19 protein-coding genes are annotated in these 22,642 nt (G+C 39.9%); 16 read left to right on the forward strand and 3 right to left on the reverse strand.

Features of this window, described 5'->3' with window-relative positions; all coding sequences use genetic code 11:
• Positions 1–2: 2 nt before the first annotated feature.
• From BLQ18_RS11580 to BLQ18_RS11600, 5 genes are all read left to right on the forward strand, one after another.
• Entirely contained in the window at positions 3–1,292 is a 1,290-nt protein-coding gene (locus BLQ18_RS11580) for an anthranilate synthase component I family protein (protein ID WP_175443754.1), read from the forward strand.
• A gap of 19 nt (positions 1,293–1,311) precedes the next feature.
• Positions 1,312–2,619, forward strand: a complete 1,308-nt coding sequence (tilS, locus tag BLQ18_RS11585; RefSeq protein ID WP_090295909.1) for a tRNA lysidine(34) synthetase TilS — start codon at positions 1,312–1,314, stop codon at positions 2,617–2,619.
• Positions 2,616–4,592, forward strand: coding sequence for a protein-disulfide reductase DsbD family protein (locus BLQ18_RS11590; RefSeq protein ID WP_090295913.1), 1,977 nt, complete (start codon positions 2,616–2,618; stop codon positions 4,590–4,592). Before tilS ends, BLQ18_RS11590 begins: the two co-directional genes overlap by 4 nt.
• Positions 4,593–4,669: 77 nt before the next feature.
• Positions 4,670–7,060 (forward strand): penicillin acylase family protein, encoded by a 2,391-nt coding sequence (locus BLQ18_RS11595; RefSeq protein WP_090295918.1) that lies wholly within the window; start codon positions 4,670–4,672, stop codon positions 7,058–7,060.
• Positions 7,061–7,182: 122 nt separating this feature from the next.
• Positions 7,183–8,718, forward strand: a complete 1,536-nt coding sequence (locus BLQ18_RS11600) for a YifB family Mg chelatase-like AAA ATPase (RefSeq protein WP_090295922.1) — start codon at positions 7,183–7,185, stop codon at positions 8,716–8,718.
• Positions 8,719–8,818: 100 nt separating this feature from the next.
• Here the strand turns inward: BLQ18_RS11600 and BLQ18_RS11605 are convergent, their stop codons facing one another.
• Positions 8,819–9,349, reverse strand: coding sequence for a nuclear transport factor 2 family protein (locus BLQ18_RS11605; RefSeq protein ID WP_090295927.1), 531 nt, complete (start codon positions 9,347–9,349; stop codon positions 8,819–8,821).
• A 131-nt stretch (positions 9,350–9,480) separates the two neighbouring features.
• The gene (locus tag BLQ18_RS11610) at positions 9,481–10,911 is read right to left on the reverse strand and encodes a M20 family peptidase (RefSeq protein WP_090295931.1); all 1,431 of its coding nucleotides are present in this window, start codon (positions 10,909–10,911) and stop codon (positions 9,481–9,483) included.
• Between the two features lie 232 nt (positions 10,912–11,143).
• On the opposite strand from BLQ18_RS11610, the gene BLQ18_RS11615 reads away from it, so the two are divergent.
• On the forward strand, positions 11,144–11,554 hold the full coding sequence (locus BLQ18_RS11615) for a hypothetical protein (protein WP_090295936.1): 411 nt from the start codon (positions 11,144–11,146) through the stop codon (positions 11,552–11,554).
• Here BLQ18_RS11615 and BLQ18_RS11620 read toward each other — a convergent pair.
• The gene (locus BLQ18_RS11620) at positions 11,551–11,994 is read right to left on the reverse strand and encodes a hypothetical protein (protein WP_090295940.1); all 444 of its coding nucleotides are present in this window, start codon (positions 11,992–11,994) and stop codon (positions 11,551–11,553) included. The genes BLQ18_RS11615 and BLQ18_RS11620 overlap by 4 nt on opposite strands.
• 181 nt (positions 11,995–12,175) lie before the next feature.
• On the opposite strand from BLQ18_RS11620, the gene BLQ18_RS11625 reads away from it, so the two are divergent.
• From BLQ18_RS11625 to ilvC, 10 genes are all read left to right on the forward strand, one after another.
• Positions 12,176–13,372: an Nramp family divalent metal transporter gene (locus BLQ18_RS11625; RefSeq protein WP_090295944.1), complete on the forward strand. Its 1,197-nt coding sequence runs from the start codon at positions 12,176–12,178 to the stop codon at positions 13,370–13,372.
• Entirely contained in the window at positions 13,373–14,116 is a 744-nt protein-coding gene (gene pxpA, locus BLQ18_RS11630; protein WP_090295949.1) for a 5-oxoprolinase subunit PxpA, read from the forward strand.
• Positions 14,113–14,847: a 5-oxoprolinase subunit PxpB gene (pxpB, locus tag BLQ18_RS11635; protein ID WP_090295954.1), complete on the forward strand. Its 735-nt coding sequence runs from the start codon at positions 14,113–14,115 to the stop codon at positions 14,845–14,847. Before pxpA ends, pxpB begins: the two co-directional genes overlap by 4 nt.
• Entirely contained in the window at positions 14,840–15,679 is an 840-nt protein-coding gene (locus BLQ18_RS11640; RefSeq protein ID WP_090295958.1) for a 5-oxoprolinase subunit C family protein, read from the forward strand. The genes pxpB and BLQ18_RS11640 overlap by 8 nt, the downstream gene beginning before the upstream one ends.
• A 145-nt stretch (positions 15,680–15,824) precedes the next feature.
• Complete coding sequence (locus BLQ18_RS11645) at positions 15,825–16,217, forward strand: DUF302 domain-containing protein (RefSeq protein WP_090295963.1); 393 nt, start codon at positions 15,825–15,827, stop codon at positions 16,215–16,217.
• Positions 16,218–16,568: 351 nt separating this feature from the next.
• A complete protein-coding gene (gene ilvD, locus BLQ18_RS11650; protein ID WP_090295967.1) occupies positions 16,569–18,245 on the forward strand; it encodes a dihydroxy-acid dehydratase in 1,677 nt (558 codons plus the stop codon).
• A 39-nt stretch (positions 18,246–18,284) separates the two neighbouring features.
• Positions 18,285–20,018, forward strand: a complete 1,734-nt coding sequence (ilvB, locus tag BLQ18_RS11655) for a biosynthetic-type acetolactate synthase large subunit (protein ID WP_090295972.1) — start codon at positions 18,285–18,287, stop codon at positions 20,016–20,018.
• Positions 20,019–20,600: an O-methyltransferase gene (locus BLQ18_RS11660; protein WP_090295977.1), complete on the forward strand. Its 582-nt coding sequence runs from the start codon at positions 20,019–20,021 to the stop codon at positions 20,598–20,600. It begins immediately after the preceding gene.
• Between the two features lie 9 nt (positions 20,601–20,609).
• Positions 20,610–21,137: an acetolactate synthase small subunit gene (ilvN, locus tag BLQ18_RS11665; protein WP_090295985.1), complete on the forward strand. Its 528-nt coding sequence runs from the start codon at positions 20,610–20,612 to the stop codon at positions 21,135–21,137.
• Positions 21,138–21,161: 24 nt separating this feature from the next.
• Positions 21,162–22,637, forward strand: a complete 1,476-nt coding sequence (gene ilvC, locus BLQ18_RS11670; RefSeq protein ID WP_090295991.1) for a ketol-acid reductoisomerase — start codon at positions 21,162–21,164, stop codon at positions 22,635–22,637.
• The last annotated feature ends 5 nt before the right edge of the window (positions 22,638–22,642 follow it).

Raw genomic sequence — 22,642 nt, forward strand, 5'->3', positions numbered from 1 at the left:
TCGTGCGCCACCATCAAACTTTTCCGTTTGAATCCCTTTCCCAAACCAAAGCATCACTATTGGAATGGTCCAAAGGGTTTGAAGATGTAGTTTGGCTCGATAGTAATTCACATCAGGATCAATATTCCAGTTTTGAAGCTTGTTTGGCTGTAGGGGCCTACTTTACTATTGATGCCTTGGATGTGCTTCATGAATTTGTAGGCCAACAAAAAGATTGGTTGTTTGGTTATTTCACTTATGATGTTAAAAACCAAATAGAGGATTTAACTTCTGGGAATGCTGATTTTCTGGAATTTCCTGAATTGCATTTCTTTCAACCCCGAAAAATCATTTTAGTTAAAGAGGGTCAATTGCATTTTCACTATTTGGATGGATATGCTAATGAGGTGGTTAGTGATTATAAAGCAATTTTCAATACGAAACCAATTCAAAAGCTTGCTTTAAATGAATTCGGTCCTATAAAAATTAAATCTCGACTGACAGAAGAAGACTATTTGGAAAAGGCCAACCAATTTTTGGAACACATTCATCGAGGTGACATATATGAGGCCAATTTTTGTCAGGAATTTTATGCTGAGGAAGCCAACCTTGACCCGTTAGAAAAATTTCAACAACTGAATGAGATTTCCGAACCGCCCTTTGCAACCTTTTTGCGAATGAAAGAGCATTATGTATTGTGTGCTTCACCAGAACGGTACTTAAAGAAGGCAGGGCAAAAAGTGATTTCCCAACCCATTAAAGGAACCGCGCCACGCGGTATAAATACCGTTGAGGATAAAAAGATAAGTGAGCACTTGACCAATGACCCTAAAGAAAGGTCCGAAAACATCATGATCACCGATTTGGTACGCAATGATTTATCCAAAAGTGCTTTGAAAGGTTCTGTTGAAGTTGAAGAACTCTGTAAACCCTATGTTTTCAAACAAGTACACCAGCTGATTTCTACCGTTGTTTCAAAAGTTGAAAATCATAAAAACTCTTTGGAATTGATTCTGGAAACCTTTCCGATGGGCAGTATGACGGGTGCTCCAAAAATTTCAGCCATGAAAATTATCGAGGAATTGGAAGAAACAAAAAGGGGAATGTACAGCGGTGCTGTCGGGTATTTTGACCCAGATGGTGATTTCGATTTTAATGTGGTGATTCGAAGTATTTTGTACAATGCTTCCAAAAAATATATCTCTTTTTCGGTGGGTGGTGCCATAACTGCAAAATCCAACCCAGAAAAGGAATTTCAGGAATGTTTGTTGAAAGCAAAAGCCATGCGCGAAGTATTGGAAAAAGGCCAATGATATTTCGTAAATTCGCGGCATGTTCCCGCAATTTAAAAACCATATCAACAACAACTTAGCTTTCCTAAACGGAAAGAAACTACTCGTAGCTTTTAGTGGGGGCTTGGACAGTGTGGTTTTGGCTCATTTGTGTGTTGGCAATAAAATGGAAATTGCACTTGCCCATTGCAATTTTAATTTGCGTGGCGAGGAGAGTGATGGTGATGAGGATTTTGTAAGGCAATTGGGCAGCAAGTTGGGAATTAGTGTTTTTGTGGAACATTTCGAGACCAAACAATTTGCCGAAGACCAACGTGTGTCTGTGCAAATGGCAGCACGTGAACTTCGTTACCAATGGTTTGAGGAGCTTTTAAAAATCGAAGGTTTCGATTTTGTTTTGACCGCACACCATGCTGATGACAGTTTGGAGACTTTCATTATAAATTTATCCCGAGGAACAGGTATCGAAGGACTTTCTGGGATTCCAGAGGTCAATGGAAATTTAGTTAGGCCATTATTGGAGTTCTCCCGAGAAGAAATTTTGGCTTATGCTGACGCCAATGAAATCAAATGGCGAGAAGATAGCAGCAATGCGGAAAACAAATACCTCAGGAACAAAATCCGACATGAGATTGTTCCTAAATTGAAGGAACTGCATCCATCAATGCTTCAAAACTTCCAAAATACCCAAAAACATTTACAGCAAACCGATGCTTTGGCAACCAACCATTTGTTGGAAGTGAAGCATAAACTGTTTCAGTACGAGGAGGATCAAATCAAAATAAAAATTGGGGATTTATTAGAGTTAAAACCTTTGGATGCATATTTATATGGGCTTTTAAACCCGTATGGTTTTACAGAATGGAACGATGTAAAGCACTTGCTCCATGCCATGAGCGGTAAACAAGTTTTCTCCAAAACCCATGGCCTGCTAAAGAATAGGGATGTTCTTATTCTTTCTAAATTAAATAATAGGGTACAGCAAGAGTTTCCTGTCTATTTAGATGGGACTCCAGCCGAGTCGCCAGTTACCTTAAAATTGGAACCTGTGCGAAGTATGCAAAACCCTGAAAAAAAGACCATATTTCTGGATAAGGAAAAGTTAAACTTCCCGTTAGTGTTAAGGAATTGGGAAAAAGGCGACTATTTTTATCCTTTTGGAATGAAGGGCAAAAAAAAGCTATCCAAATTCTTTAAAGACGAGAAATTGGACCTGATTTCCAAAGAGAAACAATGGCTGCTCTGCTCAAATGACGAAATTGTTTGGGTGGTGGGCAAAAGAGCCGATGAACGCTTTAAGGTTGAGGATTCAACCCAAGAAATAATTAAGATTACCCAGCTTACATGAGATTATTAGTACTCTTTTTAGGATTGTTTGTTTTTAACTTGAGTGTCGCACAAACCGATGCCGACCCAGCAGTATGGAGTCACGAGGTCAATAAGATTTCTGACACTGAATATGAATTGGTCTTCAAAGGGAAGATTATGGATGGTTGGCATGTGTATTCCCAATACACGGCCGAAGGGGGCTCTTTGCCCAGTGAATTTACTTTTGAAAAAGCAGGTGAAGACTATGAGTTGGTTGGAAAAACAACAGAAAGTGAAACCATAGTCGAGTACAGCGATATTTTTGAGGTAGATGAAACCTTCTTTAAGAAAGAGGCCATTTTTACACAGAAAATTAAATTGCTCAATCCAGAAGTACGCCAGATTTCGGTGAATTTGTTTTATCAGATTTGCAAAGAGGTATGTATTCCAAAAGACTATCTGTTCGAGATTTCTTTGGACGGAAGTGGCTTTGTAGCTGAAAATAAATCCTTGGATGAGCGAAGTGTGGCCTTGGGTGAATCTTTAAAAGTGGATTTAAAGAATAAGGAGCTTTTAAACCAAGGTGGAATTTCAAGTCAAGAAGGAACTGCCAATCTTTGGATGATCATCGGACTTGGATTTTTAGGTGGATTGATAGCCCTTTTGACACCTTGTGTGTTCCCAATGATTCCGTTGACGGTTTCTTTTTTCACTAAAAGAACCCAAAACAAATCCAAAGGAATAAGGGATGCCTTGTTGTATGGTTTCTTTATCGTTTTGATTTATTTTCTATTGAGTCTGCCGTTTCATTTATTCAATTCGGTTGATTCACAAATATTGAACACCATTGCGACCAATGTTTGGCTCAATGTGTTCTTTTTCGTGATTTTCGTATTCTTTGCCTTTTCATTTTTCGGTTATTACGAATTGACTTTACCGAGCTCTTGGGTCAATAAAATGGATGCGGCTTCCTCCAAAGTAGGAGGTGGTTTGGGCATCTTTTTTATGGCATTGACTCTAGCCATAGTTTCTTTTTCATGTACTGGACCTATTTTGGGAGGATTACTGGGAAGTACCACCTTGGCCGAAGGTAACGTAGCCACCAATCTTACAGCAGGAATGGTCGGTTTTGGATTGGCATTGGCATTGCCATTTGCCTTGTTTGCCATGTTCCCTGCTTGGTTAAACTCATTACCGAAATCTGGAGGATGGATGACCACCGTGAAAGTTGTACTAGGGTTCTTGGAATTAGCCTTAGCCTTTAAATTCCTTTCCAATGCAGATTTGGTGGGGAATTGGGGATTCTTAAAACGAGAAATCTTCTTGGGCATTTGGATTGTTCTTTTCATTTTGACCACATTATACCTTTTTGGAGTGTTCAAATTTCCACATGACGGACCCAAAAAGAAACACTCTGGGGCTAGAAAAGTGACAGGATTGGTAAGTTTGGTCTTTTCTGTTTATTTGATTTTAGGCCTTTTCAATGTTACTTCCTTAAAATTATTAAGTGGATTCCCCCCACCTAGTTTTTATAGTGTGGTGGAAACCGAAAGTGATTGTCCATTAGGGTTGGATTGCTACAAGGATTTTGAAGAAGGAGTGGCCTATGCGCAGGAGGTAAACAAACCGATTTTACTCGATTTTACAGGATGGGCCTGTGTAAACTGTCGAAAAATGGAGGAAAACGTGTGGAGTGACCCTAATGTGTATGCGCTTTTAAAAGAGGAATACGTGCTTATTTCACTTTATGTGGACGACCGTAAAGAATTGCCTCAAGACGAAAAATTCGAATTCAAATATGATTCTGGGCGAATTAAATCCATAGAAACGGTAGGTCAAAAATGGGGAACGTTCCAGACCATTAATTTCAATGCAGCTTCGCAGCCTTATTATGTTATCTTGTCGCCAAACATGGAAGTGCTTAACGATGCCGTTCAGTATGTAGATGTGGAGACTTATGAGGCTTGGCTTAAATCGGGGTTAGGGAAACATCAACTTTCCATGAACAAATAAATTCCTAACATTCTTTTTCCGCCTTGTGATAAAATAATCATACCTTCGGTTGAATCAATTTGCGTAACCGAATCACTGTGAAAACTGTAAAAAAGGTACTGTTTGGCCTACTAGCAATACTTATATTGGCCTTAATTGGATTTGCTATTTTTTTAAACGGGCTAAAACCCGATTATTCAGGAAAAAAATCATTGCCAGGCCTTCAAGGTGAAGTAACCACTTATTTTGATACCTACGGAATTCCACATATTTATGCCGATAATGAAAAAGATGCCCTCAAGGCATTGGGCTATGTACATGCCCAAGATCGTTTATGGCAAATGGAGTTGTTGCGAAGGGTGGGGAAAGGTAGAATTTCTGAAGTTTTTGGTGCGGATTTTGTAAAAACGGATAAGTTTTTCTTGTCTTTGGGCATTGATGAGCATACCAAAGAAACTTTAAAGGATTTAAATCCCAATAGTGAGGTAATACAACTTTCCCAAGCCTACTTGGATGGTATCAATGAGTTTATAAAAAACGGTCCAACTCCCGTTGAGTTTTATTTAACTGGAATTGAAAAAGAACCATTCACCATTGAAGATGTATACAATGCCGTGGGTTATATGGCTTTCAGTTTTGCCATGGCACATAAGACAGACCCTTTGTTGACCAGCATGCGAAATAAACTGGGAGAAGCTTATTTAAATGATTTAGCGATTGATTCCGATACATCCACCGTTTGGATAAAAAACTATAAAGGCATAGAAACCGATACTTTGGGCTCAGAAATTTCCGCAACAGTAATGGCAGCCCTGGATCAATTGCCCATTCCTCAATTTGAAGGCAGTAATAGTTGGGTGATCGCACCCGAAAAGACCAAAAATGGAAAGGTGATTTTTGCCAACGACCCACATATTGGTTTTGCTCAACCTTCTGTTTGGTATGAAGCCCATGTAAATACACCCAATTATGAAAAATACGGGTATCATTTAGCAGGAGTTCCGTTTCCATTGTTGGGGCATGATAGGAATTTGGCCTACGGTTTGACTATGTTTGAAAATGATGATATTGATTTCTATTACGAGGAAACAAATCCATCCGATAGCACCCAATACAAAACCGCAGAAGGCTGGAAAACCTATGAAGTTGTAAACAAGACCATCAAGGTAAAAGATGGGGAGGATGTGGCATTTACTTATAAGAAAACACATCATGGTCCTGTTCTAAACAACATCGCTGACCAAATTTCAGGGGGGCGACCAGTATCCATGTCATGGATTTATACTAAACCAAAGAATCAGGTGTTGTATGCTCTCCATGGAATAAGTCATGCCAAAAATATTGAAGAGTTTAAAGATGCGTTGCCAAAGATTCATGCTCCTGGACTTAATGTAATGTACGGAGATGCCAAAGGTAATGTGGCTTGGTGGGCAACGGCTCAATTGTACCAAATGCCAGATAGCCTTTCCACTAAATTTATTTTGGATGGTGCCTCGGGTAAAGACGAACCCCTTCGTTATTTAGATTTTTCAGAAAATCCAAGTGCGACCAACCCACCTTGGAATTATGTGTATTCTGCCAATAATCAGCCCGATACTATTGCTGGAATGGTGTATCCTGGATATTATCTTCCCGAAAATCGTGCGAAACGCATTGTGCAATTGCTCGAAGAAAAAGATCAATGGGACAAAGAAGACGTTTCAGAAATGATTTTGGATGTGACTTCACCAATAAATACAAACGTGGTTACAGAACTTATCAAGTACTTTGATGTTAAACAATTGAATGCAGAACAATTGATGTTGGTAGATTCCCTTAAAAATTGGAATGGAGAGTATACTTTAAACAGTACAAGTCCAACACTATATCATCGTTGTGAATATTTTATGGTAAAAAACACCATGGAAGATGAATTGGGCGAGGAGATGTTCAAACAGTTTTTGTCCACGCACCTTTTTAAAAGGCAAATCGGTTGGGGTGCCAAAAACATTGATGGCGTTTGGTGGGACAATGTGCTTACGGAAGATAAGGTGGAAACACGACATGATATTGTAATGAAGTCCTTTGCCGATGCATGGGAGTCCTTGGTGGTGGATTTAGGACCAGACCCAAGCGAATGGACTTGGGACAAAGTGCATACTTTAGAACATCAACATCCCTTTGGGCAAGTGGATGCCTTGAGAAAATACTTTAATGTTGGGCCTTTTCCTGTAGAAGGCACCCGCGAGGTGATCAACAACCTTTCGTTTCCGTATGATGGTTCTGGCTTTTACAAAGTAAATGTGGGGCCATCAACACGTCGTATCATCGATTTTTCTGATGTGGAAAACAGTATCAGTATATTGCCAACAGGCCAATCTGGGAATCCACTGAGCAAATACTATAAGGATCAAGCCCAAATGTATGCCAATGGAGAATTCCGAAAAATGATGCTGAACAAAAAGGAGATTGAAGAAACTGCAGAATCCATTCTCACATTTACCAAGTAATTTTCAACTACGTTAATTCGGAAAGGCCTTTCGTCAATTCAAAACAGGGTATCCGTCAAACTTACCGATATTGAAAGCTAGGAATAGCTAATTTTTGCTCGTATTAAACGAGAATCAACTATATGCTTATCAAAGTTTACGGCAGTGCCGTTTTTGGTATTGAGGCCACCACTATTGTGGTAGAAGTCAATATCGATAAAGGTGTGGGTTATCATTTAGTGGGCCTGCCCGATAATGCCATCAAAGAAAGTAATTATCGCATTGCTGCAGCTCTTCAAAACAACGGTTACAGAATTCCAGGCAAAAAAATCACCATAAATATGGCTCCCGCCGATCTTCGAAAGGAGGGTTCTGCCTATGATCTGACTTTGGCATTGGGGATATTGGCTGCCTCTGGTCAAATTAATTCTGAAAACATCCATGACTATTTAATAATGGGTGAATTGTCTTTGGATGGCAGCCTGCAATCCATAAAAGGGGCTTTGCCCATTGCCATAAAGGCTCGTGAGGAAGGATTTAAAGGGTTTATTCTCCCAAAAGAAAATGCCATTGAAGCTGCCATTGTTGACGGATTGAAAGTTTTTGGGATTGAAAACATCAAAGAGATCATTGATTTCTTTGATTTGGGAACACCTTTGGTGGAAACTACGGTCAATACCCGAGAAGAGTTTTACGAACATCTCGATATGCCTGAATTTGATTTTGCGGATGTAAAAGGTCAGGAAAGCATTAAGCGCTGCATGGAAATTGCAGCAGCAGGAGGGCATAATATCATTTTAATTGGTCCTCCAGGTGCAGGAAAGACCATGTTGGCCAAACGTTTACCATCCATTTTGCCTCCAATGACTCTTCATGAAGCTTTGGAAACCACTAAAATCCACAGTGTAGTCGGAAAGGTCAAAAACAAAGGATTGATGAGTCAACGACCGTTTAGAAGTCCTCATCACACCATTAGTTCCGCTGCATTGGTCGGCGGTGGAAGTTATCCACAACCTGGTGAAATTTCCTTATCCCATAACGGTGTTTTGTTTTTGGATGAACTACCAGAATTTGAACGAAGGGTTTTGGAAGTTATGCGGCAACCTATTGAAGACAGGGAAGTGACCATAGCACGCGCACAATACACGGTAACCTATCCCAGTAGTTTTATGTTAGTGGCCAGCATGAACCCAAGTCCAGGCGGCTATTTTAACGACCCAGATGCGCCAGTTACTTCGTCTCCTGCTGAAATGCAACGGTATTTGGGAAAAATTTCAGGTCCGTTACTTGACCGAATTGATATTCACATTGAAGTGACTCCTGTGCCTTTCGATAAACTTTCCGATGAACGAAAAGGTGAAAACAGCGTAGAAATCAGGAAAAGGGTTGAAGCTGCACGAGAAATTCAAACCAAGAGATTTAATGATCTAAAACAAGTGCATTATAATGCCCAAATGGGAACCAAACATATTCGAGAATATTGCAAATTGGAAGAGGAGTCCAAAACCCTTTTAAAAAATGCCATGGAACGGCTGAACCTATCTGCACGTGCTTACGATAGAATTTTAAAAGTGGCCCGTACTATTGCCGATTTAGAAAAATCAGAATTGGTCAAGGAAAATCACATTTCGGAAGCCATTCAGTATCGAAGTCTAGATAGAGAAGGTTGGTTGGGGTGAAGACTATTATCTTTTTATACCAAAAACACGCAGCTACAATAGAATACGACACTATCATAACCCTGTAATGTATGTTGTCTTTTTAGTGCAGATTGCAGGATTATTCCAATGAGTTCCATTCTTCTTCAGTTGCTTTGGATTTTTGATATTCCATTACCAACAACCAAGTTTTATCACGTTTTATGAGTAGCGCATTAAAATGAACGAATTGTTTTTGATTGGCGTTACCAGTCCCATTGTCAGATTGGAACGCAAAAATTCCTGTTTCATGGGCAGTAGTTTCGTCACCTATCCGCTGTGAGAAACGGAATTCCACACTATTTCGTGTTTTTCCTGTTTTAGTGTCTATGAAACCTTGCTTCCAGTTTTGTAATGCCTTTGCAATAGTTACAGATCCTTTGTTTTCACCAGTTGTAAATACAACAACCGCATCTTCATGGTAGGTAGCTTTATAGCCTTCAAAGTCTCCTTCATTTACAGTTCTCGAAACCTCAGCCCAAAAATTATTTAGTTCCGCTAGTCTTAGTGAATCATTTGCAGTTTCAGTTGTGCCGTTTTTAGTATTGCTCGCATTAGCACAGGTAACACCTAATGCAAGTATTAAGGTAATAATGGATTTGATTTTTTTCATTTGTAAAAGTTGATTTTATAAAAAGAAATTGCAGATATCCTGAATTTAATGTTTCATAATTGCACATTCGGGTATGTCACCGAAGCTATCAAATACTGAAGTTTAGACCAAGGGGGTTGGTTGGATTAATGTTATTTGTTGAATCTCTTAATCAAATGGTAAGTGAATTCCACTATTTCTTTGTAATTCTCTTTGCTGATTTTCTCATCAATGCCATGAACACGGGTAAAACTTTCTGGATAAATTCGAATGGGGTAGAAGCGGTACACATCGTCCGCAACATCATAAAAATAGCGCGCATCGGTACCTCCTCCAATCAAGCCAGGAACCACAACGGCTTCTGGGTAGATGGAGCGAATTGTTTTTTCGAGATTTAAGAAGGCATCGGATTCAATACCCGAAACAGGAGATGGGTCAGTTGCGAAACCTGCCAACTCTACTTTAAGTTTTTCACCGACTGTTTCTTGAATATGGGCTTTTACAGATTCAACGGTTTCCCCTGGTAATATCCTAAAATTTATGGTGGCTTTGGCAAGCGTAGGAATTACATTGTCTTTTACCCCTCCTTCAATAATTGTTGGCGCAGTAGTGGTATGGGCATTCAAAGCTTTAAGCACTGGGGCTTTGAATAACCAAGGATTGGCAAAAGCCATTTTTTTGAAAAAGGGCATTTCAGCACCCATATATTCAAATTGATAATCCAAAGGTTTTACCAAATTATAAGGGCGTTGATTATTCTCTAAGTCCACAATGGCTTGAGCCAACATACCAATGGTATTATCTTCAGGAGGTGCAGAACTGTGTCCGCCTTTTGTTTCAACAATTAGGTTATATGAAGCATATCCTTTTTCGGCCAGATTTACCATGGCAACTGTTTTATCAAAATCAGGAACCATATTTTCAGCTAAAAACCCTCCCTCATCCAAAGCCATTGCAGCTTCTACACCTTTGCTTTTAAGATAGGAAGCGATTTCTTTTGCACCGTTGCTGCCTCCAAGTTCTTCATCGTGCCCAAAAGCCAAATAAATGGTTTGACTTGGCTGAAAATCCTCTTTTAACAATTGTTCAACCGATTCCATTAAGGCCATCAATGAACTTTTATCATCCAACGTTCCTCGGCCAATTATGTCGGTTTCAGTAATTACGCCATCAAAGGGGCCAGCTTCCCAATCAGCAAGCGTTGGTTGGTCTACAGGCACCACATCTTGGTGCGACATTAAAATGATTGGTTTTTTAGATGAATCTTTTCCTTTCCACGTGTACAACAAACTATACTCGCTTATTTTCTCCAAGGATAGATTTTCATGTAAAAGGGGATAGGTTTCTGCTAAAAATCGATGAAAACCATTGAATGCTGTAGAATCTGGGATTGCATCTTCACTGAAAGAAATGGTTTTGTATTGAATGGCTTTTGATAAGTTCTGGAAAGCATTTGCAGGGAAATCCATGGGTTCAAGATTGTCTGGTTCCACTTGTTGTGAAGTTAAAGACATGGTATTTGCAACTAGAATGGCAACAAGAACAAGAACAATGGCCAAAAGACCGAGCAAGAATTTTTTCATTTTGGTTGGGTTGGTTTTTGAGTTGTTCCAAATTAGATAAAAAATTGTAAGTCAAGCAGGTGTGGTGTATTTTATTTAGAAAATCTTAAAAAGAGGATTGATATATCGCTGTTTTAATAATTGATGGTAAATTATTCACTAAGTGTGCAAATATTTAGTTAAATATGTTTTATATCATTCAATATGAGATAATTAGGATGTATTTTTGCCGACCTTTTTAAAGTAAGTAGGTATGCAATGTGTGGAATTGAATCCCGTTGGCAACTTTGATCCATGGGAACAGGAGAAGATTGATGAGTTGATGCATCAGGAAATTTCAGAATCGTTAAGCGATAACCTGGTTTTCGAAAATGAATTCGTAAAACTTTGGGATATTCATTTATTGCCAGGACAAAGAATACCCTTTAGAAAACAAAACAGAAACTACGGATGGGTTTGTACCACAGGTGGATTGGTATTAACCAGATACGGGAATGGTAAAATTGATATGGTGAAGCTTAACCCAGGAGACACCCAATATTTTGAATACAAGGGTAAAAACTATGTCAACGATTTAGAGAATATTGGGGAGGACACCATCGTTATCAATATTTTGGAATACAAAGAGACCCAAAAGAACGACAGTATTCAATTTTGCAACTAGATAGCCTTAATATTGGCTTTTAATCCAGAGATGATACCTAGGATATTCGTTACAGTCTCGTCCAAATAATATTTAATGGCCAAATGTGGAATCCTGATGGTAGTAAAACCATTTTTAAAGGAATGCATGGCATCTTCTAAGTCGCTTATGGCCTGTTCATGGGTGATCATATTGTAATCCTTGTCGATTTCAATATTAAGTTTCACGCGAGAAATTGCAATATCCACAGATTTTTTACCGTCCCACCATTCCAACATGGGGTGTGCTCCAGCCTCTTTTAAAGCATAAAATAATTGAATGGCTTCAACAGAGGTATCGTTCTGAAGAATTACTCTTTTGATCAGTCGCGTATGTCTTTCGCAAAGTTGAACCCCCAAAGCTTCCATAGATGCTTGTTTTTCTTGAGGTCCAATATTTTTATCACAATCCTTACAGGTCATAAGTAGTTGTAAAGTTTAAGGTCTAGTATGATTTGGGATTATTATAACTTTCAGTTTTTTGAAATCGTATAAAAACTCGATGTAAAGCACTCCACTTTTAGACGAACTGCATTTTTTTGGATGAAATGCATTATTTGTTTGGATAAGCTTTATAACTTCATCCACCAAAACCAACTGAACCATGTTTAAAAAAATAGGACCAGGTGTATTGGTCGCAGCAGCCTTTGTTGGACCAGGCACCTTAACCATGTGCACACTTGCAGGTGTACGATTTGGTTATAGTTTAATTTGGGCCTTATTGGTCTCAATTATCGCTACTATTGTATTGCAGGGAATGGCTGGTAGAATTGGTTTAGTCACCCAAAGTGGATTGGTCGATGTGGTAAAGCAGCAAGTACAATCAAAAGGATTGCGAAACCTTGTAATCGCCATTGTATTTGGTGCCATTTTGGTTGGGAATGCAGCCTACGAAGCTGGAAACATAGGTGGAGCCACCCTAGGATTGGAGCAATTGATTTCACACCAACCCTTAAAACCGTTTCTTCCATTATTTATAGGACTTATTATTTTCTTTTTATTGTGGTTTAGTACCTATAAAATTTTAGAAAAGATTTTTGTGGCCTTGGTCGGAATCATGGGAGTGAGTTTTGTGATCTGCGCTATTATAACACAACCATCAATCACAGGAATTATTAAAGGAATGTTCGTGCCGCAATTGCCTGAAGGAAGTTTACTAACCGTAATTGCTTTGGTAGGAACTACCGTTGTACCCTATAATTTGTTTTTGCACGCTTCTTTGGTGAAGGAAAAATGGACATCCAAAGCAGATTTAAAAACTTTGAACTGGGACACCATTTTGTCTATTGGTTTAGGGGGATTGGTCTCTATGGCTATTTTAATCACCGCTTCAGCAGCACCTTTGTCCGATATTGGTAATGCCTTGGATATGGCGGTGGCACTCGAACCCTTATTTGGAAAAATGGCCGTGTATTTTATGGCAACAGGACTGTTGGCAGCTGGAATCACCTCTGCAATCACCGCTCCATTAGCTGCTGCTTTTGTAGCTAGCAGTAGTTTTGGATGGGAAGGAGGCATGCAAAATATAAAGTTTAAGCTCGTTTGGTTGTTGGTGGTGCTGTGTGGAGTAGTTTTCCTTTCTTTTGATATTAAACCCATTCAGGTTATACAGTTTGCACAAATTGCCAATGGGATTTTGCTGCCTATTATGGCATCTTTATTACTATGGGTGGTGAACAAAAAATCGGTGATGGGAGAAAACAAGAATACGCTGCTCCAAAATATTTTGGGATTTGCCATTGTTGGATTTGCCATTTTTTTGGGAGCAAAAAGTATCTTAAAAGTAATAGGATTGTTCTAAATGAATCAATTTTCCATAGATATTAATTGTGATGTTGGCGAGGGAGTAGGCAATGAAGCTGAACTATTTCCTTTTATCAGCTCCTGCAATATTGCTTGTGGCGGACACGCAGGGTCAAGAGAAACCATGATGGAAGTGGCTCAGTTGGCAGCAATTCATGGTGTTAAAGTTGGAGCACACCCCTCATACCCTGACAAAGCCAATTTTGGAAGGGAAGCGATGGATATTTCCAAAGAGGAATTGATTCAAAGTGTCCAATCACAGCTGTCAACTTTCGATGAAGTCCTTGAGGAACTGAAAATACCATTACATCACATTAAAGCGCATGGGGCTTTGTACAATCAAATCTCAAAAGACGAACTACTTGCGAGGGTGTTTTTAAAAGCGATTGAAAGTTATCGTGATAATGCATTACTCTATGTTCCTTTCAATTCGGTGGTTGAGAAGTTGGCGCTGGAAATGGGTTTCAAAATAGCCTACGAAGCATTTGCGGATAGAAATTACAATGTTGACTTAAGTTTGGTGTCCAGAAAACAAGAAAATGCCCTTATTCAAGATCCAAAAGAAGTGTTGCATCATATTTTACCTATTATAAAAGAAGGTAGCGTAAAGGCCGTCAACGGTGAGTTTGTTGAAATTTCTGCACAAACCCTTTGTGTGCATGGGGATACAGCCGCTGCATTAAAAATATTAACGTATATTTCAGAAGAATTACCCCGAAACCTTGTGCACATAGAAAAGTGAAAAAGTACCCCATCAACATCAAACCTTTTGGAGAACGAGCCGTTTTAATCGAATGGCCCAATAAGGTAAGTGAATCCATTTTGGCCAACATTCTCGACTTTATGGATGTGTTTAAAGAACTAAAAATTGAAGGCTGGGAAATGTCCGTAGCCTACAATTCCTTGACCATGGTGTACAATCAGGATCATATAGATTTTGAAGAGACCAAATCCATGATTTTGGACTGTTATGGAAAAATAGATAGTTCCGAAATCCAACGAACGCAGCATTTATGGACCATTCCCGTGTGTTATGACCTCGAATTCGGGATTGATATTGAAGACGCAGCCAAAACCTTAAAACTTTCTGTTGAAGAATTGATTGAACAACATACTTCGCATGAGTATGTGGTGTTTGGTATCGGTTTTTTACCTGGATTTATGTATTTGGGTGGGTTGCCTTCCAGTTTGGAGATTCCGCGTAGAGCAGAGCCAAGGTTGAAAGTAACCAAAGGTTCGGTTGGTCTGGCAGGAAAACAAACTGGTATTTATCCCCAAGATTCTCCTGGCGGATGGAACATTATTGGAAACTGTCCTGTGCAACTTTTCAATCCAAAGGAAAAAACACCCTGTTTTGTGAAAGTAGGTGACAAAATCCGATTTGAGAGCATATCCAAAGCCGAATACGATTTGCATAAGATAGAAGGTGAGGTCGGAATTTATAAACCCGAAAAAGTTGTTTTGAATGCTTAAAGTTCTAAAATCTGGTTTTTATTTGACCATTCAAGACTTGGGAAGGTTTGGATTTCGTGATGTTGGTGTGCCCATTTCAGGAGCTATGGATATTGCATCGGTTAAAAAAGCCAATATGTTGCTCGAAAATGATGATAATGACGCAGTGTTGGAAATCACCATGACTGGACCCACACTTCAGTTTGATGTACCAACCTTTATTTGTCTTTCTGGAGCCCATATTTTGGCCACATTGAACAATCAACCCATAGAAAACTTTCAGGTGATTAAAATAGAAAAAGGGGATATCCTTTCTTATGGAAGATTGGAAAGTGGATTTAGGGGATATTTGGCCATTAAAGGCGGTTTTCAAAATGATAAGGTGTTGGGAAGCCGTTCCCAATTTGTTCCTGTCACCAAATCCGCACGACTTAAAGATGGGGATGAGGTAAAATACAAGGAGTCAAAATCATTTAAACCTATAATAACCGAAGTAAAGATTGAAGATCACTTTGAAAAGGATACGCTGGTAGTTTTTAAAGGGCCAGAATTTGAATTGCTCACGGATGCACAGCTCACCGAAATTTTCACCAAAACCTATTCTCTTTCCAAAGAGAACAATCGAATGGCCTATCAAATTGCTGAATTAATCAAGGGACACGAACATTCCATGTTAACTTCTGGCACTTTGCCTGGTACAGTACAATTAACGCCTGCTGGCCGCATGATCATTTTAATGAAAGATGGCCAAACCACGGGAGGTTATCCTAGGATTCTACAATTATCTGAAGATTCCATTAATGTTTTGGCGCAGAAAAGGTCAGGAGAGAGTTTTCAATTCAAGCTTTCTTGATTGAATTTGGGCGATTTCCATTTTTATGTTTCAACGTAAGAATGGTGATTTCATAAAATCTTCTCAAAAGCACACACATCCAGTGAAAAGATGCCTAACTTATAGGGGATAAATTTCACGGATTGATTTTCAAAAGAAAATAAGCATGAGCTATTACTTTAATACCATTTTAAAAGAAAAGGATTTCGAAAAAGCTATTGAAAAAGTAACCCTTGAATTAAAAAATGAGGGATTCGGAGTACTCACCGAAATAAACATCAACGAAACCTTAAAGAACAAGTTGGGGGTTGATTTTAAGAAATATAGGATTCTAGGAGCGTGCAATCCGCCTTATGCATATGAAGCATTGACACAAGAGGAGAAAATTGGGCTGTTTTTACCTTGTAATGTGGTTGTTTTGGAAAATGATGAGGGTAACATAGAAGTAGCGGCCGTTGATCCAATTGCTTCGATGATTTCAGTTGAAAATGAAAAGTTGGGTTCCGTAGCCCAAGAAATACAGGAAAAACTTAAAAATGTAATTGAGAAACTTTCTTGAATAATATTAGTTTATGTTCACAATTAATTTTTGTACTATTGAATCATGAAACAAAATAACCTTGTCAACAACGTAGTCATTAGTATCCCAGAAATGGGGTGATACAGACTTGTTGTAGACAAAAAGGGCCTGTATCAATTGTGGTACAGGCCCTTTTTTTTATAAAGAAAAATAATTGAATATTGGATTTTGAATTAACATAATCAACTGAAAAACAGTAAATTGAATGTTTTAAGATATAAGTGGATTTAAATCACCTTAAACTGTTAAAAATCTAAGGCTTTTTAAACATCTATCTTTGAAATACAATACAAAATTCAGCAGAATACCCTATTTGAAGGAAATTTGATAATGGAATTGAACAAGTTTAGTAAGAATGTGACCCAAAACCCAACGCTGCCAGCTGCACAAGCGATGCTGCACGCGATTGGATTGACAGATGAAGATTTACAAAAGCCGCTAATTGGAATTGCAAGCACAGGTTATGAGGGCAACCCTTGTAACATGCACTTGAACAATTTGGCGTTGGATGTAAAAAAAGGTGTGGAGTCGTCCGATTTGGTGGGGCTTATCTTCAATACGATTGGGGTGAGTGATGGAATTTCAAATGGAACACCCGGAATGCGTTACTCATTGCCTTCAAGGGATATTATTGCCGATTCCATTGAAACCGTTATCCAAGCCATGAGCTATGATGGTTTGGTTACCGTGGTGGGTTGTGATAAAAATATGCCAGGTGCCTTGATGGCCCAATTGCGTTTGAACCGCCCATCTATTTTGGTGTATGGTGGAACCATCGCCCCAGGATGCCACAACAATAAAAAATTGGATATTATTTCCGCTTTTGAGGCCTATGGTCAAAAGGTGGCAGGAACTATAGATGAAACTGAATTTAAGGAAGTGATCCACAAAGCATGTCCAGGTGCTGGAGCTTGTGGCGGAATGTACACGGCCAACACCATGGCTTCTGCCATTGAGGCCATGGGAATGTCCATGCCTTTCAACTCCTCCATTCCAGCGGTGAACGAAGCTAAATCTGGTGACTGTGAAGCGGCAGGTGAAGCATTGAGACACTTGTTGGAAGTGGATTTGAAACCGAAAGACATTGTAACCAAGAAAGCATTGGAAAATGCATTCCGTTTGATTACCGTATTGGGAGGTTCAACCAATGCAGTATTGCATTTTATGGCGATTGCCCATGCTGCCGAAGTAGATTTTACTTTGGATGATATTTCACGAATTAGTGATACAACTCCATTATTGGCAGATCTTAAACCAAGTGGAAAATACTTGATGGAAGACCTACATAAAGTAGGGGGTGTGCCAGCGGTTTTAAAATACATGTTGAAAAAAGGCATGCTTCACGGGGATTGTATGACCGTTACAGGAAAAACAATCGCCGAAAACTTGTTGGATGCCCCAGACTTGGAAGAAGGTCAAGACATTATTAAAACGTTGGACAATCCAATCAAAGAAACGGGACACATCCGAATTTTATACGGAAACTTAGCTTCTGAAGGAGCTGTAGCTAAAATCACTGGTAAAGAGGGACTTGAATTTACGGGAACTGCCCGTGTGTTTGACAGTGAGGCAGCGGTAAACGATGGTATCCACAACGGGAAAGTACAAAAAGGAGATGTAGTGGTTATTCGCTACGAGGGTCCGAAAGGAGCACCTGGAATGCCTGAAATGTTGAAGCCAACCTCTGCCATTATGGGAGCTGGATTGGGTAAAGACGTAGCCTTGATTACCGATGGAAGATTCTCTGGAGGTTCCCATGGTTTTGTGGTAGGTCATGTTTCACCTGAAGCGCAAGTTGGTGGTGGAATTGCCTTGGTGAAAGATGGTGATGAAATTACCATAGATGCGGTAAAGAACACCATCAATATCAACATTTCCGATGAGGAATTTGAGCAAAGAAGAAAAGAATGGAAGCAACCTGAGTTGAAAATTAAATCAGGAAGCTTGTACAAATATGCCAGAACCGTATCATCAGCAGCCAAAGGTTGTGTAACCGATGCGTTCTAAATAACTGAATACTGTTGAAATTCTTTAAACATTAGGTTTATGGAAACATTGAAGACAAAAAAAGAAGAAAAGAAAAAAGAAACTACCATGAGGATATCTGGTGCAGAGGCCATCATTCATTGTTTGTTGGCAGAAGGTGTCGATTTGATTTACGGATATCCAGGAGGAGCCATTATGCCAGTGTATGATGAGCTGTACAAGTTCCAAGATAAATTGACTCATATTTTAACCCGTCACGAGCAAGGTGCTACACATGCTGCACAAGGATATGCGCGTGTTACGGGTAAAGTAGGGGTGGCCATGGCGACTTCAGGTCCTGGAGCAACGAATTTGGTAACAGGTATTGCCGATGCGCAGATTGATTCTACACCTATGGTATGCATCACAGGGCAGGTAACCAGAAGTTTATTGGGTTCCGATGCTTTTCAAGAAACGGATATCGTTGGGATTTCTACACCAGTGACCAAGTGGAATTATCAAATCACCAGAGTGGAGGAGATTCCTGAAATCATGGCAAAGGCATTTTATATTGCCAAGTCAGGTAGACCAGGCCCTGTACTGATTGATATTACCAAAAATGCCCAGTTCGATGAACTGGATTTCAAATACGAAAAATGCACTGGAGTTCGCAGTTACAAGCCAGTTCCAGAACCTGACACAGCTGCCATTGAAAAAGCGGCAGAATTGATCAACAATGCCAAAAAGCCTTATATCGTATTCGGTCAAGGGGTGATTTTGGGCAAAGCAGAAGAAGAGTTGAAAGCATTGGTTGAAAAAGCGGGAATTCCTGCTGCTTGGACCATTCTTGGACTGTCTGCCATGGATTCTGACCACCCATTGAATGTGGGAATGGTGGGAATGCACGGAAATTACGGTCCAAATATCCTTACCAACGAATGTGATGTACTCATCGCTATCGGTATGCGTTTTGATGACAGGGTAACGGGAAATTTGGCCACCTATGCCAAACAGGCCAAAGTCATCCATTTTGAGATTGACCCTGCCGAGATCAATAAAAATGTAAAGGCAGATGTGGCTGTTCTTGGAAATTCCAAGGAAACTTTAGGTATGCTTTTGCCCTTGATCAATGAAAATTCACATCCAGATTGGGTAGCTGAGTTTGAAGCAAAGCATCAAATTGAGTATGATACCTTGATCAAAAATGATATTTACCCCACCAAAGAGGGGTTGACCATGGGTGAGGTAATTGAACAAATCAATGAAGCTTCAGGACATAAAGCGGTGATGGTTTCCGATGTGGGACAACACCAAATGATTGCCTGTAGGTATGCCAAATTCAAACAGACCATGAGTAATGTAACTTCTGGTGGTTTGGGTACCATGGGATTTGGACTTCCTGCAGCCATTGGGGCCAAAATGGGAGCTATGGACCGCGAAGTGGTTGCCATTATCGGAGATGGAGGTTATCAGATGACCATTCAAGAGCTCGGGGTAATTTTCCAGCACAATGTTCCTGTAAAGATTGTGGTTTTGAACAACGAGCACTTGGGTATGGTGCGTCAGTGGCAAGAACTGTTCTTCGAGAGCCGTTACGCTTCTACCGTAATGACCAATCCAGATTTCGTGAAAATCGCAGAGGGATACCACATCAAATCAAGAAGAGTAGTGGAGCGTTCCGAACTTAAAGATGCCGTGGAAGAAATGATGGCATCTAAAGATCCCTATTTCTTGGAAGTGAAAGTGGAGAAAGAGGATAACGTATTCCCAATGATTCCAACAGGTGCTTCTGTAGCTGATATCAGATTGAAATAAATGGATCAGTCTATTATCCTAAACCAACCAAAGCAATACGATTCGTTGCTTGCCAAGTCCGAGGAAATGGGTTTTACCATGCCCTCCGATATTTATATCGGTGCGTTCCTGAAAACGATGGCCGCATCGAAGCTAGCTGGTAATTTTTTGGAATTAGGTACGGGTATCGGGCTTTCGCTTTCGTGGTTATTGGATGGAATGGATGAAGATTCTAAAATGATAAGCGTTGATAACGACCCAGAATTGATTCAGGTGGCCAAAATGTACTTTGATGCAGATGAAAATAGATTGCAGCTTGTTTGCGCCGATGGCGCGGAGTGGTTGGAATCTTACAAAGGCCCTCAATTCGACCTTATTTTTGCCGATGCATGGCCAGGAAAATACAGTCATTTGGATTTAACCATTGGCTTGTTGAACAAAGGAGGCTATTACATCATCGATGATATGCAAAAGCAACCCAATTGGCCCGAGGGGCATGAAGAGAAAGCTCTTGAATTAGTGGGTGTCTTGGAAGAAAGAAAAGATATTATAATAACAAAAATGAACTGGTCCACAGGACTTATAGTTGCAGTAAAAAAATAAAATCAATCTATGGAAAAGCAATGGTATACCATATCGGTGTATTCCGAAAACCATGTAGGATTGCTCAATAGAATATCAGGGATATTCTTAAAGAGACACATTAATATAGAAAGCTTAAATGTTTCTAAATCAGAGATTGATGGTGTTTCAAAATTCACTATTGTTGTAAACACCACCGAAGATTGGACCCGTAAGATCGTGGGGCAGATTGAAAAGCAGATAGAGGTCATCAAAGCGTATTATCATACCGATGATGAAACCATTTATCAAGAATCTGCGTTGTTCAAAATCGCTTCGCATTTGCTATTTGATGAAAGACAAATTCAAAACATCATCAAAGAGCACAATTCTCAGATTGTCACCGTGAGTCGTGAGTTTTTTGTGTTGGCAAAAACGGGTCGCAGACATGAGATTGATGAGATGCACGACGCATTGGAGCCTTATGGCATCATGCAGTTTGTTCGTTCGGGCCGAATCGCCGTGACCAAGGCAGCCATGCCCATCTCGGAACTATTGGAAGAATTTCAAGAAAATTAAATCGCATAAAATCAAATATCAAAAATGACAAATTACTTCAACACACTATCACTTCGCGAGCAATTGACCCAATTGGGGAAATGTAGATTCATGGATTCTAGCGAATTCGCTGATGGTGTATCCGCATTAAAAGGAAAGAAAATTGTAATTGTAGGTTGTGGTGCACAAGGTTTGAACCAAGGTTTGAACATGCGCGATTCTGGGTTGGATGTTTCCTATACCCTTCGTGAAGCTGCGATTAAGGAGCAAAGACAATCGTATAAAAACGCCGCTGAGAACAATTTTGTGGTGGGAACGTACGAAGAATTGATTCCAACTGCCGATTTGGTGATCAACCTTACACCTGACAAGCAACACACCAATGTGGTAAGCACTATTATGCCTTTGATGAAAAAAGGCGCAACCTTGTCTTATTCACACGGTTTCAATATTGTGGAAGAAGGGATGCAAATCCGTGAGGACCTTACCGTAATCATGGTAGCACCTAAAAGTCCAGGTTCTGAGGTGCGTGAAGAGTACAAAAGAGGTTTCGGTGTACCTACCTTAATTGCGGTTCACCCAGAAAACGATCCTGAGGGTAAGGGTTTGGCGCAAGCTAAAGCGTATGCAGCGGGTACAGGAGGTGACAAAGCTGGGGTTTTGGAATCATCCTTTGTGGCTGAAGTAAAATCAGATTTGATGGGAGAGCAGACCATTCTTTGTGGTTTGTTGCAGACAGGATCTATTCTATCTTTCAACAAAATGGTTGAAAAAGGAATCGATGCAGGATACGCTTCCAAATTGATCCAATACGGATGGGAAACCATTACCGAAGGTTTGAAGCAAGGAGGTATCACCAATATGATGGATCGTTTGTCCAACCCTGCAAAAATCAAGGCCTTTGATTTAGCCGAAGAATTGAAAGTGACCATGCGTCCGTTGTTCCAAAAGCATATGGATGACATTATGAGCGGACATTTCTCCAAAACCATGATGGAAGATTGGGACAATGGCGATAAAAACCTATTGGACTGGAGATCTGCAACAGGAGAAACTGCTTTTGAAAAAACACCTGCAGGTGATGTAGCGATTTCTGAGCAAGAATACTACGATAACGGCGTTTTGATGGTAGCAATGGTAAAATCTGGTGTGGAATTGGCCTATGAGACTATGACCGAATCTGGAATTATTGGTGAGTCCGCATACTACGAATCATTGCACGAAACACCATTGATTGCTAATACCATTGCTAGAAAGAAATTGTACGAAATGAACCGTGTAATTTCCGATACAGCGGAATACGGTTGTTATTTGTTCGACCACGCTTGTAAGCCGTTGTTGACTGATTTCATGAAAACTGTGGAAACTGATATTATCGGCACCCAATTCGGAGCAGGAAAAGACAATGGCGTGGACAACGTAAAATTGATCGCTGTAAACAAAGCCATTCGTGAGCACGATGTGGAAATTGTTGGAGCAAGATTACGTGAGTCCATGACAGCTATGAAGCCGATAGGGTAAACCGT

Origin of the sequence: Flagellimonas zhangzhouensis (assembly GCF_900102925.1) — a bacterium.
In the GTDB taxonomy this organism is placed as follows: domain Bacteria; phylum Bacteroidota; class Bacteroidia; order Flavobacteriales; family Flavobacteriaceae; genus Flagellimonas; species Flagellimonas zhangzhouensis.